Consider the following 14,633-nt stretch of genomic DNA (forward strand, 5'->3'; position numbering starts at 1 on the left):
CCTAGTAGGCCAGGCCAACGCGCACGTGCAGCTTGTCCTTGCCGGCGCCGTTCAAGGCGCCCTCTTTCACTACCTTGCCGTAATCGACCTGCACGCTGGCCGAGTTGCCCATTGCGAAGCGCAGGCCGATGCCCGCGCCGGCGATGGTCGTGCTGCGCAGTTCGCCCGGCAGCGCGTGATTGCGCCGGCCGTGGGCAGTGTCGTAGAACGCCAGCAGGCGGCATTGCCAGCCGCCGCGGCTGCACAGGTTCGGCGTGTACAGTTCCAGGTTCAGGCCCAGGCCCGAGTCGGTCGACAGTTCGCGCTCGTCGAAGCCGCGCACGCTGGTCGAGCCGCCGGCGCCGAACTGCTCGCCCGGCACCAGCGCATCGGGCGTGTACTGGCCATTGGCCAGCACGCGGGTCTGCCAGTCGCCGGTCCCGAGTGCGCGGCTCCAGGCGCCGGCAAAGCGCAGCGCGGTATAGCCATCTTTCGCGCCGGCGCGCACGGCCGTGAATGCGGCCTGGTCCCCGCGCGAGCCGCCCGAGACGTTGCGCAGCAGGGTCGCCGTAAAGTTCGCTTCGCCGTTCTCCAGCGCCATCCGGCCCTGGTAGCCGATGCTGATCGGGCGCACGGTGACGTCGCTGCCGAAGTCCTGGTTGAAGAAGACCACACTGTTTTTATAGGCCTTCACTTCGAGGCCATAGACGATGCGGCCTTCGAGTTCGCGGCCGGCAAGCAGACGCTTGGCAAGCACCTTGTTGTAGCGGGCGCCATACACCGCGCCGCGGCCGCTGACGGCCAGGTCGAACAGGCCGGCGGTCACAAGGCCGGAGTCGACATCCGAATAGCTGGCGTACAGGTCGACCGAAGCGCCCTGCGCATACAGCGGCACGTGGTAGCCGACGCCCCAGACGGCGACCTGCGAAGGCTCTTCCACCGTGGTGGTGTACTGCAGGCTGGCGACATGGTCGCGGCCCCCTAGGTTCGCATGCTGCAGCACCAGGCCGGCGTGGGTCTTGCCGGTTTCTTTCGTGCCGGTGTTGTCGAAGTTGGCCATGACGGTCCAGGGACGCTCGTCAAGCACGTCGACCCGCGCATCCACGGTGTCGTCCTGCTGCCCGCTCTCGAGGCTCAGCTTGATTTTCTTGGCAGGGTTTTCGTTGGCCAGCTTCAGGTCGGCCGACACTTGCGTCAGGTTGGGGGTGGCGCCTTCGCGCAGGCCGGGCAGGCTGCGGCGGATGTTATCGACGCTGGCGTGGCGGTTGCCGGCCACCGTCACGCGGCCGATCGTGGTCTGCAGCACCGTCAAGTGCACCACGCCGCCATTCAATTCCTGCTCGGGCAGCTGCACCGTCACGACCTTGTAGCCGCGCTCGTGGTACAGGGCTTCGAGCGCTTCCAGCGCGCGCTGGACGTCGCCGAAATCGCGCCCTGCACCGGTGAAGGGAGTCACCGCGCGCTCGACCTCCGCGGCCGGCAGCAGCGTATTCCCCGCCACCTCGAAGCGGCTGATCCCGAAACGGACGATGTCGTCCGGCGCCGTTGTTGCCGAGTCTGATGGCGCCAGGTCCTGGGCCCAGGCCGCGTTCACCGCCATGGCAAGCACGGAACCTGCGAACAGGCGTGCGAAGCGTTGATTCATTAGATTTGCTTTACAGATGGTTGTTTTTATAAGGTTTTCTTCTGATCGAACGACAAGCGGCCCCAAGGGCCACAGCCCTGCAGTGTTGAAGTCTACCGAGGTTTATGTTGCAATGGAGAAAAATTGCAACAAAGGAAGCAACTTCCGCCATGCGAAAGGAAAAAGCGCAAAGCCGGCGTTGTAGTGACAACACACCGGGCGCGATCAGCGCGCTCGCCTGATATTTACTTGCTATCGAAATTGGTCACGCCATCCCAGTCGGCGCCCGGAGGATGGGCCCGCAACCGGGCGATGCGTTCGAGGTAGAGCGGGTACAAGGGGCGCTCCGGGTGGCGCGCCGCCAGGCTGTCGATGGCCGCCTGCGCCGCATCCCACTGCCGCGCGCGCACCAGCGCCAGCGCCGCATCCCATTCGGCCAGCTCCTCCAAAGTCCCGGGCGCCAGCGCGTCCGATTTGCCGAGCGGCTCGTAGATCGCAACCGGTTCGGTCTTGCCTTTCACCCGCACCAGGTCGAGCTCGCGGTAAACGAATTCCGGCGCGGCCAGGCGCGTCACGGCGCCCACCGCGATGCCGACGCCATACACCTTGGTGATGCCTTCCAGGCGCGCGCCCAGGTTCACCGCGTCGCCCATCACCGTGTAGGCACGGCGGATCTTCGAGCCCATGTCGCCGACGTGCATCAGGCCACTGTTCACGCCGATGCCGATCTTCAGCGCCGGCCAGCCGCGCGCCAAAAATTCCGCGTTCAGGCGCGCCGCGCTGGCCTGCATCAGCAGCGAGGTCCCCACCGCGCGGCTGGCGTGGTCAGTGAAGGCCACCGGCGCGCCCCAGAAGGCCATGACGGCGTCGCCGATGTATTTGTCGAGCGTGCCCTGGTGGGCGGAGCGGATGTCCTCGGACATCGCGGTGAGATACAGGTTGATGTATTCGCGCAGCGCCTTCGGGCTCAGGCCTTCGGAGATGGTGGTGAAGCCGCGCACGTCGGCGAACATGACGCTCAGCTCGCGGCTCTCGCCCTCCATGTTGTAGGCTTCCGGGTCTTCGGCCATTCTCTTCACCAGTTCGGGCGCCACGTATTCGCCGAAGCGCGAGACCAGCGCCCTGCCCTTGCGGAATTCGAAGAAATACCCCCATGCGACGTTCAGCACGAACAGCGCGCCGACCAGCAGCAGGCAGGTGAAGACGTTGAGGATGGCGTCCTGCTGGCTGTACATGTAATAGTTGAAGGCGCCGCAGGCGACAAAGGCCGCTGCCGCGAGCAGCACCGACCAGGCCGGCGCCAGCGCCGCCAGCGCAAAGCTCAGCACCACCCCCACCACCAGCAGCTGGATGGCCTCGATCGCCTGGGCCGACCAGTGGCGCGTCTTGAAGCGCCCGTCGAGCATCGACTTGATCATGTTGGCGTGGATCTCGACGCCGGGGTATTCCGCACTCACCGGCGTGGCCCGCAAGTCTTGCAGGCCGGGCGCCGTGGTGCCGACCAGGACGATCGCGCCCTCCAATACCTCTTTTGCCACCCTGCCCGCCAGCACGTCGGCCGCCGACACGTAGCGGAAGGCGCCGCCATCGGGGCCGCCGCGGCCGCGGAACTGCACCGTCGAAATCATCGCCTCGCCCACCGGGAACACCACCCGGCCGGCCTTCTTCGTGAACATCTGGAGGGTGTCGAAGGCCGAGGCCTGGCGCTCGTTCTCGGACAGGGTGTCGACGGTCCCGCTCAGCACCGGCTTGATCGACCCGGTGTCGAGGAAGGCGGCGAGGGTCGCCAGCGACAGCGAAGGGTAATAGCCGTCCTTGATGCGGAACAGCACCGGCGACGAGCGCACGATGCCGTCCGCATCGGTCACGGCGGTGAAGATGCCGGCTCCCGCGGCCGCCTGCTGCAGGCGCGCGATATTCGCTTCATACCCCTTGGCGGTATAGGCATGGCCTTCGCGCCCGTTCAGGAATTCCGCGGTAAACGCGGGTTCCGGCAGCACGCCCTTGGCCTGGCTGTCCGAGATATTAAAGCCCAGCACCACTGGCCGGCCCTGCAGCGAGCTGGCAAACATGCCGTCGTAGTCGAGCGAGGTTTTCAGCATGCCAAGCTGGCGCTGCAGCCCGGGTACGTCTTTCAGCTCGCGCCCGGCCAGGCGCGCCAGCACCTCGTAGCCGGAACTGGTGTCCGGCTCGGGAAAGGAGACGTCGAAGCCCACCGCGCCGACGGCGTAATGCCCGGTGAGCTGGTCCACGAGCTTGGCCAGCACGTTGCGGCTCCAGGGGAAGCGCCCGACTTCGTTCAGGCTCTTGCTGTCGATGTCGACGATGACGATGGCCGGGTCCAGCTCGAAGGGCTCGAGCCGCATGCGCAGGTCCGAGATGATGGTGTCCTGGCGTTCGATCGTGTGGCTGGTCCAGAAGTCGAGCGGATACAGCACCGCGCCGAAGGTCAGCAGCAGGCCGAGCGCCCAGCGCGCGCCATAGCGCGACAGCAGCTGCCGTAGACGTTTCATGGCCGCGCCGCTGCTTACGGCCGGTAGCCCGGGATCGCCGACTCGTCCACGGAGTCGATCTGGTGCGCGTCCATGTTCCTGCGTGCGAACTCGATATAGACCTTGTTGCGCACGAAGATGTCGAACAGGTCGGGGTCGATATGGCCGTTGAGCGCGAACTTGCCGAGGATGTTCAGCGATTCGGACAGCAGCTTGCCCTTCTTGTACGGGCGGTCGGCGGCGGTCAGCGCTTCGAAGATGTCGGCGATCGCCATGATGCGCGCCTGCACCGACATCTGGTCGCGGGTCAGGCCGCGCGGATAGCCCTTGCCGTCCATGCGCTCGTGGTGGCCGCCCGCATATTCCGGCACGTTCTTCAGGTGCTTCGGCCAAGGGAGCGACTCGAGCATGCGCACCGAGACGTCGATGTGGTTGTTGATGACCTTGCGCTCGGCCTCGGTCAGGGTCCCGAAACGCACCGTCAGGTTCAGGATCTCGTTCTCGCTCAGGAAGTCCTGCTCGACGCCGCCCGGGCCGGTCCAGCGGATCTGCCCGATGCGGCGCACGCGCGCCTGGTCGGCCTCGGACATGCCTTCGCCGCCGAGGTTGGCGTGGCGCAGGAATTCGCGGTCGGCGCGGATGCGCGCCTGCTCTTCCTCGCAGCGTGCATCGATGGCGCCATGATCGGCGCCCGCCTGGCATTTTTCGCGCAGCGCGCGGATCTCGCAGTCGCGCAGCAGCACCTCGAAGCGCGTATCGACCAGGTGGATGCGGTCAAAAATGGTTTCCAGCTTGGTGGCCTTGTCGACGATGTGCACCGGCGTGGTGATCTTGCCGCAATCGTGCAGCAGGCCGGCCAGCCACAATTCCTTGCGGTCGGCATCCGTCATGCTGAAGCTTGCCAGCGGGCCCTCGGTGGTCTGGTGCACCGCCTCGGCCAGCAGCATGGTCAGCTCGGGCACGAACTGGCAGTGGCGGCCGGTGTAGGGAGATTTTTCGTCGATGCCGATGTTGATCAGGTTGACCAGCGACTCGAGCAGGGTCTCGAGCTGCTGGATCAGCAGCTGCTTGGTCAGCGCCGATGCCGCCTGTGCCGCCAGCGCCTCGATGAAGCGCTGGTCGGTCTGGGTGAAGGCGCGGATCGCGCCGGTCGCCGGGTCCTTCGCGTTGATCAGCTGGAGCACACCGACCAGCTCGCCCTCGTGGTCGGTCATCGGCACCGTCAGGAAGGACTGCGAGTGATAACCGAAGGCCGCATCAAAACTGCGCATGCCCGAGAAATTGAAGGCCTCCGCCCGGTACACGTCGTCGATGTTGACCGACTGGTTGCAGTTGGCCGCATAAGCCGCCACCGAGGCCAGGTTCTTGTTGCCCTCCTCGTCGTACAGCGGCACCGGCGCGATGTCGATCGGCTGGCCGCTCGCGCCGCCCTGATGGATACCGAGGGTGTCGTTGATGGAGATATGGAAGCACAGGCTGCGCCGGTCTTCGCTCGGGCGGTACAGGGTGCCGCCGTCGGCGTCGGTCATGCCCTTGGCCACGCGCAGGATGCGGTCGAGCAGCGCGGGGGTGCCGTGCGTGTCCCCGAGCGCGACGCTGACTTCGGTCAACTGGTGCAGGCGTTGCGCAATTTGTAGGGGGTTCAGCTCTTGCATGATGGTCGCTCGGGATTGCGGGCCGCGGCTGCATGGACTTGCCGCAAGCGTGCTTTTTTTTGCCGGGTGGTAACTCCGGGAAGTGTAGCTATGTTACGGCTGGCTGTATATCCCCAATGCCGGATCACCTGCACCACATCCGAAAAATCGCAATATTTGGACTATTTGCCACACAAACTCGCTATCATGCGCGATGTTCGCAAAAAAATAATGACTTGTCCGGCTGGGAGTAGAGATGAAATTCCGCTTTTGGGGAGTGCGCGGTTCGATACCGTCCCCGGGTCCACGGACCGCGCGCTACGGCGGCAACACCACCTGCATCGAAGTACGCCTTGACGACGACACCCTGATCATTCTCGACGGCGGCACCGGCCTGTTCCCCCTGGCCCAGCACCTGCTGGCCCACCTGCCGGTGCATGCGAACATCTTCATCACCCACAGCCACTGGGACCACATCCACGGCCTGCCCTTCTTCACCCCGCTGTTCATCAAGGGTAACCGGGTGCGCCTGCACGGCGCCTACGATCCGGCCACCGGGCGCGGCATCGAGCACGTGATGGGCGTGCAGCTCCAGAACAGCTATTTCCCGGTGAGCGAAACCCAGATGGACGCCATCATCGAATACCGCACCCTCGACATCGGCGTGCCGATCGAGGTCGGCGATGCGGTCGTTAGCAATGTGGTCATGAACCACCCGGTCACCAACCTGGGCTACCGCATCGCCTGCAACGGCCGCTCTGTGTTCTTCACCGGCGACCACGAGCCATGGCACAACCCCTACCCGCCGGGCGACCCCGCCTTCGACGCCTACGAAAAACACCTGCACGAACGCGAACGCGCGATCGACGCCGCGATGGCGGGCGTGGACGCACTGATCGTCGACTGCTCCTACACCCGCGAGGAATACCCGGCGCGCGCCGGCTGGGGCCACGGCACTTTTGATGCCGCCATCGACATGGCGCTGCGCGTCGGCGCGCGCGCCCTGTATTGCACCCACCACGAACCGACCCGCGGCGACGATGACCTCGAGGCAGTGTTCGCCGGCGTGATGGCGCGCCACCATGGCCGCCTGGGCAGCCTGCAGGTTCACCTGGCCTGGGAAGGCCTGGAAGTCGCGCTCTGAAGGCCCGGGCCTTCCCTCGTTAGCGCCGCCGCTGCGCCGGCACATCCCTGCTCCACGAGTTCGCGGCGGCGCCCTGCCCGCCCGGCGCTGTTGCGCCGATCCCCCCTCCCGTTGTAGGGATGAGACCACCCCTACCGAAGGCCGCTAGAAAGTGGTACGGGAAGAATCCTGCGCACCGACCGGAACCTTCATCCCGCGCAAGAACGGCCAGGGCCTGGGGCCGACCCAGATCGGCACCGTTCGCAAGGACGACCTCGAGAACCAGCGCAACATGGGCTCGTCGGACCAGGTCGGCGCCACCAAGGGCCTGTAAGCCGGCCGCATGCGGCGCGCCGCCCACCTCAATGCAGAAGAAAAGGAGTTGCACCGTATGAAGAAGTTCATGATGGCTGCCGCAGCCTGCACCTTGCTGGCGGGCTGCGCGACCGAGACGCCCCCGAATGGCGAGAAGGTGGCGAAAGAAGAAAGTTACGACCATACCGGGACCTTCATCAAGCGCAAGAACGGCACGGGCCTGGGCGGCACCGCGATCAGCACGGTGCGCAAGCAGGATGTCGAGAACGCGCGCGCCATGAGCTCCTCGGGTGCGGGCGGCCGGAACGGCTTCTGACCGGCGTCCCGAGCGCACCTTCGTTTCGTAAAAAAGGCCAGCAGCGCGTCGAGCGGTGCTGGCCTTTTCTCTGTGCACTGGCGTCAGTTGCCTGAACCGCCTTCCACGAACACCGCCGTCGTACGCGCCGGGATCGTGAAGCTGCCGCTCGCATCGGCATAGCTCGAGGCCTTCACCACCGCGTCATCCGACTTGCGCTGTAGCTTGTGCAGCTTGAGCTTGAGCCCCTTCAGCGCCGGGATCGCGATGGTCTTCGCTTCCTTGTCCACGTTGAACAGCACCACCACGCTGCGGTATTGCGCGTCCTTGTAGCGGGTCGGCTCGTCGCCGTCGATGCGCATTACCACCAGCCCCGGCACCTGGTCCGGCCCCGTGTTGTGGAACTTCAGGCGCTCGATCACGTCTTTCGCCGTGCGCAGGCGGAACAGGCTCGTGTCCTTGCGGATCGCCAGCAGCTCTTCGAAGGCGCCCTTGGCCGACAGGATCGCCTTGGTGTCCGGCTTGATCAGCGGGTTGTTCAGCACCGGCGCCATCAAGCCCCAATTATCGCGGTTCTTGTCGCTTGATGGCAGGCCTACGCCGAAGTTGTTCGAGGCGTAGCTGTAATCCAGGCGGTTGAACCAGTCGCCGGCGTTATAGCTGTCCCGGTCGAGCGACTTGGAGCGCAGCAGTTCCTGTCCCGCATGGATGAACGGGATGCCCTGCGATAGCAGCACGATGGCCGCGCCCAGGTTTTGCACCCGCACCCGGTCCGCCAGCGAAGTCGATTGCGGCAGGCGGAAGGCGTTGATGTCGAACAGGGTCTGGTTGTCGTGCTTTTCGACGTAGTTGATGGTTTCAGAGGGGCTCGCGGTGTAGCCGGCGCGCTGGCCGAAATAATCGATGTCCGCATTGCTGCGCAGCGAACCGAAACGATCGACGAAGCGGTAGTCGCGCAGGGTGCCCGACAAGCCCACCCGCACCAGGTCGGCCAGGCGCAGTGCATCGTCGCGCGACTGGTTGGCGAGGTGATTCGGGTCGTACCAGGCGCCATTGATGAAACCTTGCTGCCTGATGAGGTCTTCGCCGCCGTCGCAGCAACCGCCGCCACGCACGGTGTCGCGCAGGCGGTCGTTGAACGAGCCGATGCCGGTGCCGAACAGGTTGGCCTGGCGCGCCGTCACGAAGCGCTGGTCGTTGCCGACCGCGCCGAAGTTCCAGCCTTCGCCATACAGGTAGATCTCGCGGCCGGCGGCGCGGTTGACGCGTGCCTGCAGATCCTTCATCACGTCCAGTGGCGCAAAGGACATGATGTCGAAGCGGAAGCTGTCCACCTTGTATTCCGACGCCCACAGCGACACCGAATCGATCATGAGTTTCCCCATCATCGTGTGTTCGGCCGCGGTATCGGCGCAGCAGCTGTCGTTCAGGTTGGCGCCGTTGGCATTCAGGCGGTAGTAATAGGTCGGCACGATCTTGTCCAGCACCGACAAAGGCCCCTGCTGCGAAGAACTGGTGTGGTTGTAGACCACGTCCATCGTCACCCGCAGCCCGGTTTCGTGCAGGCCCTGCACCATCGCGCGGAACTCGCGGATGCGGGCGGCGCCGTCATTCGCGTTGGAGGCATAGCTGCCTTCCGGCGCGTTGTAGTGCACCGGGTCGTAGCCCCAGTTGAAGCAGTCGGCATCGCGCACGGCATCCACCGCCGCCTGCTGCGCGTCGGAATCGGGCGCCGCGTCGGGAATGGCCGGCGTCGTGCAGCCGGCCTCGTTGACGCTGGCGAAATCGAAGGCCGGCAACAGGTGGACGTGGGTCAGGCCGGCCCGTTCCAGCGACTTCAGGTGGCGCATGCCGCGCGAATCGCGCTCGGTAAAGGCCAGGTATTTGCCGCGGTTGGCGGCCGCCACGGAATCGTCGGCGGCGCTGAAGTCGCGCACGTGCAGCTCGTACAGCGAGATGTCGGCCGGGTGCTCGAGCCGCGGCAGGTGGTGGTTGTCCCAGCCGCGTGGCTTGAGCGCGGGGCTGTCCAGGTTCGCCACGAAGGAACGGCCGCTGTTCGCGTTCAGGCTCAGCGAATACGGGTCGGTGACGGTATTCGTCACCAGGGTGTTGTTGGCCCAGCGCGACAGCACCTTGACGGTATAGGTGTAATAGGCCCGGTTGGTCAGGCCGGCGTTCGACGCCGTATAGCTCCAGATGCCGCTGGCGGCGTCGAAGCGCATCGGCACTTGCGTGGCGGTGCTCGCGTTCGCGTCGGCATAGATATCCAGCGCGACCGATTTCGCGGTCGGCGCCCACAGGCGGAAGGTCGGCACCCCCAGCACATTGAAGCTCACGCCCAGCTTCGCGCTGGCGGCGCGCTCGGCGAAGACCTCGTCGAGCATGCCGGCATTCTGCAGCGAGGTGACCTGCACCAGCTGGCCAGTGGCGTCGAACTGCGCCACGGCGAACTGCGCGCTGGCCAGGCCTGCCAGTTTCGCGGCGTCGGCGCTGGACAGCGCCAGGCCGGTGGCGCCGGCCAGGTGGCGGAATTTTTCGCGCAGCGCCTCGGGCAAGGCAGCCGGCGTCAAGGCCATGCTGCCGTCGGCGCCGGTAACGCCAGTCAGGCTTGAGCCCAGGCCGCCGTTCGCGGCGTAATACAGCTTGTAGCTGCCGGTGGCCGGCACACCCGGCCAGGCGATGGTCTTCGCGGCCAGCCAGTGGGCGCTGGCATTGGCCAGGTTGCCGAAGCTGATGGCTGGGGGCGCGGTGTAGACGGTGCAGTCGCCTTCGAGCAGCCAGATCTCGTGGCCCTTCGTGGCAACGTCCGGATTGAGCGGCGCGCCCTGGTCGGCGCCGCAGTTCTTGCTGCCGTTGCCGTCGGTGACGAGGAACCACATCGCCGTCTTGCCGGCGGCAAGCGGAATGTCGACATAGCCGCCGAAAGCATCGCTTTGCGTGAACATGAAGCGGTCGGTGATCCAGGCCGAGCTCGGGCTGGCCGGACCATCCCACGAGTACACGCCCCACTGGCTGGTGTCGTTCTGCACGCGGCGGAAGTGGACCCGGATCGTTCCGGGCGCTACCGGTGCTGCCGCGCTGGCGCTGACGCCCTGGGCGGCGGCCGCGGACACCGGCAGGGCGAAGCCCGCCACCAGCATCACGGTCCCGCAGGCAGCCACGGTAATCCGCAGGCGTGAAGTCAAACTACGTCTGTTGCGCATTCTGTCCCCTTTATCATTGTTTTCATTGGCAGTCGCCACGAGCAAAGACGCTGCGGGCGGCAACGGTGGCGAGCGCCACCGTGTAATATTACTACCAGATCTCGGCGATACGATTGGACAGTGGGAGAAAAAAGACCGGCCCGCCACAGGGCCTGGCCGCAAGCCTCCCGGAGCAGCAACTCACGGAAATGCGTGCGCAGCGACCGGCTGGCGTTCACCCGGCGCAACCGGGCGTGAGAAGTAATAGCCCTGCCCTTCGTCGCAGCCCAGCGTCTTGAGCAGCTGCATCTGGCGGATACTCTCGACGCCTTCCGCCACCACCCGCATGCCAAGCGCATGCGCCATCGCGATCATCGATGCGATCAGGGTGTCGCCATCCGGGTGTTCGATCCGCAGCACGAAGGCGCGGTCGATCTTGAGCACGTCGAAACGCAGCTTCTGGAGCTGGGACAGCGAGGAATAGCCGGTGCCGAAATCGTCGATGCACAGCTTGATCCCGAGGCCGCGCAGCTGGCGGAACACGTCCGACTCGCCGATCCCCTCCTGCATCATGGACGATTCGGTCACCTCGATTTCCAGCAGCGAGGGGTCGATGCCGTGACGCAGGCTGGCACTGCGGAACAGCGCCGGCACGTCGCACTGGCTGAACTGGCGCGGCGAAATGTTGACCGACACCGGCACCAGCACCGCGCCGTCGCGCGCCCAGTGGGCCAGCTGGCGGCAGACGCTGTCGACCACCTGTTCTCCCAGCTGCACGATCAGGCCGGTTTCTTCGGCCAGCGCGATGAAGCTGTCCGGGCCGACCAGCCCCTTGCCGGGGCGGTCCCAGCGCACCAGGGCCTCCATGCTCGAGGCGGTGCCGGCGGCCAGGTCCACGCGCGGCTGGTAATGCACCACGAACTGCTGCAGGTCGAGCGCACTGCGCAATTCCAGCTCGGTTTCCAGGCGGGTGCGGATCGCCTCGAAAAACCGCGCCTGGAAGAAGCGGAAACTGCCCTTCCCGTCGGTCTTGACCGAGTACATCGCGATATCCGCATTCTTGAGCAGCGTCTGGGCGTCGTCGCCATGCTCGGGAAACAGGCTGATCCCGATCGAGGCGCCCAGCACGTGGGTGGAATGCTGCAGGTGGAAGCCGTTGTGGAAAGCCTCGAGCACGCGCCCGGCGACGTGCTCGACGCCGGCGGGGCTGTCGACATGCTCCAGCACGACCACGAACTCGTCGCCGCCCAGGCGCACCACGTGGTCGCGCGGGCGTACCGCCAGCTTCAGGCGCTTGCCGACGGTACGCAGCAGCTCGTCCCCGGCCGCATGCCCGAGCGCATCGTTGACCGTCTTGAAGCCATCCAGGTCGATGAACAGCACCGCCAGCCCACGGCCGCCGGAACGCGCCGCTTCGATTGCCTGCGGCAGGTAGTGCTGGATCCAGTGGCGGTTGGGCAGGCCGGTCAGCGCATCGGAATTGCTCCTGAGCTCGAGCTCGCTCAGGTGGGCCTTGGCCTCGCTGATGTCGCGGATCGTCACGGCCAGGTCGTCGCCCGCCCGCACCGCCTTGTAGCGGATCCATTTAGGCTTGAGCAACTGGTTCGGCGCCGTGACCTGGATCTCGCTGTCGTGCAGGCCGGTGTCGAGCGCCTCGCCCAGCCGGGCGCACGCCGCCTTGAACAGCTTGCCCTGGTAGAACTCGGACAGGCGGTGCCCGATCAGCTCGCGCGGGCCCTTGCCGAACATGTCGGCCCCGTACTGGTTGCAGTCGACGATCTCGAAATCGCGCACCGCGCCGTGCAGGTCGCGCAGCGGCCGGTTGATGAAGAAGCCTTCGCCCGCGTCTTCGGTGGCCAGGCGGTAGGTGGAACGGATGGCTTCGATCTGGTGCTGCTTCCACCTGGCGTGCAGGTACAGGCTGGTGGCCGCCAGCGCCGCCAGCGCCAGCCACAGCGTGTTCCACCAGGCGTTGTCCAGCGCCGCCTGGCGGTGGGCGCGGAAGGCCGCCATTGCCGAGTATTCGTCGACGCCGACAATGCCGACCAGCCCGTAGTCCGGCATCCGCTGCCAGCCGGTCACGCGGGTGTGACCGTCGGCGAACCAGCGTTCGCCCTCGAACCGGGCCACGCCTACCGCCGGACTGGCGGGCAAGGCCGCGCGCAGGAAGGGGGTGCGGGACGCATGCACCACGTTCCCGGCTCGGGTAGCACGCACCACCCCGTCGTCGCCGATGACGCCGACCATGCCGAAGTCGCGCAGGATGGGCTCGGCGTAATGCTGCGTGAAAAAGGAGGGATGCACCGACACCAGCACGATGCCGTCGAATCGCCGGTCGGGCGCCCACAACGGGCGCGAGAACACGATCACCTCGCGGTTCGACAATTGACCATCAAGGGGGGTGCTGATGTGCAGCAGGTCGGCGCCTGCGCGCTGCTGCGCGATAAAATAGGCTTTGTCGCTGAAGTCCTGGCCCACCGCCGATGGATGCGAACTGGTCAGGACCATGCCGTTGCGGCCGATGATGGCGACTGCGGCGATGTGTTGCTGCGAGAAAATGCCTGCCTCGATGGTGCCGGCCAGGTCGATGCGCTGGCCGGAGGCGGACCAGTTATGGCGCAACAGCTGCAGGAGCCGGTCGGTATCGCCGATGGAACGGCGGGTGCGGATCACCAGGCTGCGGGTATAGGCGTCGACCTGCTGCTCGAGCTCGGCCTTCCGGTCGTGCAGCTCGTGCCTGAGGTCGAGCAGTACGCCGCCCCATAGCAGGGCCGCGGCGCCCAGCGCGATCGCCGGCCACAGCAGCAGCAGTGCCAGATGCCGGCGCAGGAAGGCCAGGAAGGGACGCAGGGGGCCGAGCACCCCGAGACCAACGGGGGTGCCAGGGGGTAATGCCTTGTCGATATGCTGGGTCATTCGCGCTCCGGCACGGCATGGGCAGCCACCGGCAAAGTATGCCACGAGGGTTGCCGGAACAGCCGCAGCGCATGCGTGTGGGACGCACAAGCAAGGATTACCCTGCCCGACCCGCCGCCTTACCCCTGGCGAACGCGGTTGCGCCCCTCGGCCTTGGCCGCATACAAAGCCTTGTCGGCGCTGGCGATGAGGTCTTCCGCCCTGTGCTCGGGAGCGGGCACGAGCGAGGCGACGCCTACCGAGATCGTGACCATGCCCGCCTCGCTGCAGGGATGCTCGAGCGCCAGGCCTGCCAGGCGGGCGCGGCAGGCTTCGGCCAGCTTCATCGCACCCTCCAGGTCGGTTTCGGGCAGGACGATGGCGAACTCTTCGCCGCCATAGCGCGCCGCCAGGTCGGCCGGACGCTTGAGCTGCTCGGTCAGCACGGCCGCCACCTTCTTCAGGCACAGGTCACCCGCCTGGTGGCCGAACTCGTCGTTGTACAGCTTGAAACGGTCGACGTCGCACAGCAGCATCGACAGCGGCTTCTGGGTGCGCTGCCCGCGCTGCCATTCGCGCTGCACGATGTCGTCGAAGGCCCGGCGGTTGCCGATGCCGGTCAGGCCGTCCAGGGCCGCCAGCTTTTGCAGCTGGACGTTGGCGTCGGCCAGCTTCTGCTGGCTCTCGCGCAGGAAACGGAAGGCTTCGTCGCGTTCGAGCCGGCTGATATGGGCGGCCGAGTGGTAGCGGATGCGCGCCAGCAGCTCCAGCGCATCGGGCAGCTTGACCAGGTAGTCGTTGGCGCCGACGGCGAAACTGTGGGCCTTGAGTTTCGGGTCTTCCTTGGCCGACAGCACGATTACCGGTACCGAACGCAGGGCCGCGTCGACGCGGTACTGGCGGATCAGGTCGAAACCGTCCGTCCCCGGCATGACAAGGTCCTGCAGGATCACGGTCGGCCGCAGCACGGCCGCAGCCGCATGGGCCCTGGCGGCATCGGTCACGAAGTGGAATTCGATATCGGCCTCGGCGACGAGCATGCGCCGGATCGCTTCGACGATGATGAGCTGGTCGTCCACCAGTAAGACCCGGAC

9 protein-coding genes are annotated in these 14,633 nt (G+C 66.2%); 3 read left to right on the plus strand and 6 right to left on the minus strand.

Translation table 11 applies throughout. The annotated features are described in order from the left end of the window. Nucleotide 1: 1 nt before the first annotated feature. From HGB41_RS05105 to HGB41_RS05115, 3 genes are all read right to left on the minus strand, one after another. A complete protein-coding gene (locus tag HGB41_RS05105; protein ID WP_171081677.1) occupies nt 2–1,624 on the minus strand; it encodes a ShlB/FhaC/HecB family hemolysin secretion/activation protein in 1,623 nt (540 codons plus the stop codon). A gap of 224 nt (nt 1,625–1,848) precedes the next feature. Continuing rightward, on the minus strand, nt 1,849–4,116 hold the full coding sequence (locus HGB41_RS05110) for a CHASE2 domain-containing protein (RefSeq protein WP_171081679.1): 2,268 nt from the start codon (nt 4,114–4,116) through the stop codon (nt 1,849–1,851). A gap of 14 nt (nt 4,117–4,130) precedes the next feature. Then, on the minus strand, nt 4,131–5,750 hold the full coding sequence (locus HGB41_RS05115; RefSeq protein WP_171081682.1) for a GAF and HD-GYP domain-containing protein: 1,620 nt from the start codon (nt 5,748–5,750) through the stop codon (nt 4,131–4,133). A 235-nt stretch (nt 5,751–5,985) separates the two neighbouring features. Here HGB41_RS05115 and HGB41_RS05120 point away from each other — a divergent pair, with 235 nt between their 5' ends. From HGB41_RS05120 to HGB41_RS05130, 3 genes are all read left to right on the plus strand, one after another. Further along, nucleotides 5,986–6,873, plus strand: coding sequence for an MBL fold metallo-hydrolase (locus HGB41_RS05120; protein ID WP_171081684.1), 888 nt, complete (start codon nt 5,986–5,988; stop codon nt 6,871–6,873). Between the two features lie 151 nt (nt 6,874–7,024). Next, nucleotides 7,025–7,186 (plus strand): hypothetical protein, encoded by a 162-nt coding sequence (locus HGB41_RS05125; RefSeq protein ID WP_171081686.1) that lies wholly within the window; start codon nt 7,025–7,027, stop codon nt 7,184–7,186. Nucleotides 7,187–7,243: 57 nt separating this feature from the next. Continuing rightward, complete coding sequence (locus HGB41_RS05130; protein WP_171081689.1) at nt 7,244–7,483, plus strand: putative periplasmic lipoprotein; 240 nt, start codon at nt 7,244–7,246, stop codon at nt 7,481–7,483. An 83-nt stretch (nt 7,484–7,566) separates the two neighbouring features. Here the strand turns inward: HGB41_RS05130 and pulA are convergent, their stop codons facing one another. From pulA to HGB41_RS05145, 3 genes are all read right to left on the minus strand, one after another. Then, entirely contained in the window at nt 7,567–10,665 is a 3,099-nt protein-coding gene (gene pulA / locus HGB41_RS05135; protein WP_171081691.1) for a pullulanase-type alpha-1,6-glucosidase, read from the minus strand. 180 nt (nt 10,666–10,845) lie between these two features. Continuing rightward, nucleotides 10,846–13,560, minus strand: coding sequence for a bifunctional diguanylate cyclase/phosphodiesterase (locus tag HGB41_RS05140; RefSeq protein ID WP_171081693.1), 2,715 nt, complete (start codon nt 13,558–13,560; stop codon nt 10,846–10,848). A gap of 119 nt (nt 13,561–13,679) precedes the next feature. Continuing rightward, nucleotides 13,680–14,618, minus strand: coding sequence for a diguanylate cyclase (locus HGB41_RS05145; protein ID WP_371868447.1), 939 nt, complete (start codon nt 14,616–14,618; stop codon nt 13,680–13,682). Between the last annotated feature and the right edge of the window lie 15 nt (nt 14,619–14,633).

The organism is Telluria aromaticivorans (genome assembly GCF_013003915.1).
In the GTDB taxonomy this organism is placed as follows: Bacteria; Pseudomonadota; Gammaproteobacteria; order Burkholderiales; family Burkholderiaceae_D; genus Telluria; species Telluria aromaticivorans.

Coding starts and splice junctions, on each gene's coding strand:
- HGB41_RS05105 (WP_171081677.1), bottom strand. CDS start 1,624: ATGAATCAACGCTTCGCACGCCTGTTCGCAGGTTCCGTGCTTGCCATG.
- HGB41_RS05110 (WP_171081679.1), bottom strand. CDS start 4,116: ATGAAACGTCTACGGCAGCTGCTGTCGCGCTATGGCGCGCGCTGGGCG.
- HGB41_RS05115 (WP_171081682.1), bottom strand. CDS start 5,750: ATGCAAGAGCTGAACCCCCTACAAATTGCGCAACGCCTGCACCAGTTG.
- HGB41_RS05120 (WP_171081684.1), top strand. CDS start 5,986: ATGAAATTCCGCTTTTGGGGAGTGCGCGGTTCGATACCGTCCCCGGGT.
- HGB41_RS05130 (WP_171081689.1), top strand. CDS start 7,244: ATGAAGAAGTTCATGATGGCTGCCGCAGCCTGCACCTTGCTGGCGGGC.
- pulA (WP_171081691.1), bottom strand. CDS start 10,665: ATGCGCAACAGACGTAGTTTGACTTCACGCCTGCGGATTACCGTGGCT.
- HGB41_RS05140 (WP_171081693.1), bottom strand. CDS start 13,560: ATGACCCAGCATATCGACAAGGCATTACCCCCTGGCACCCCCGTTGGT.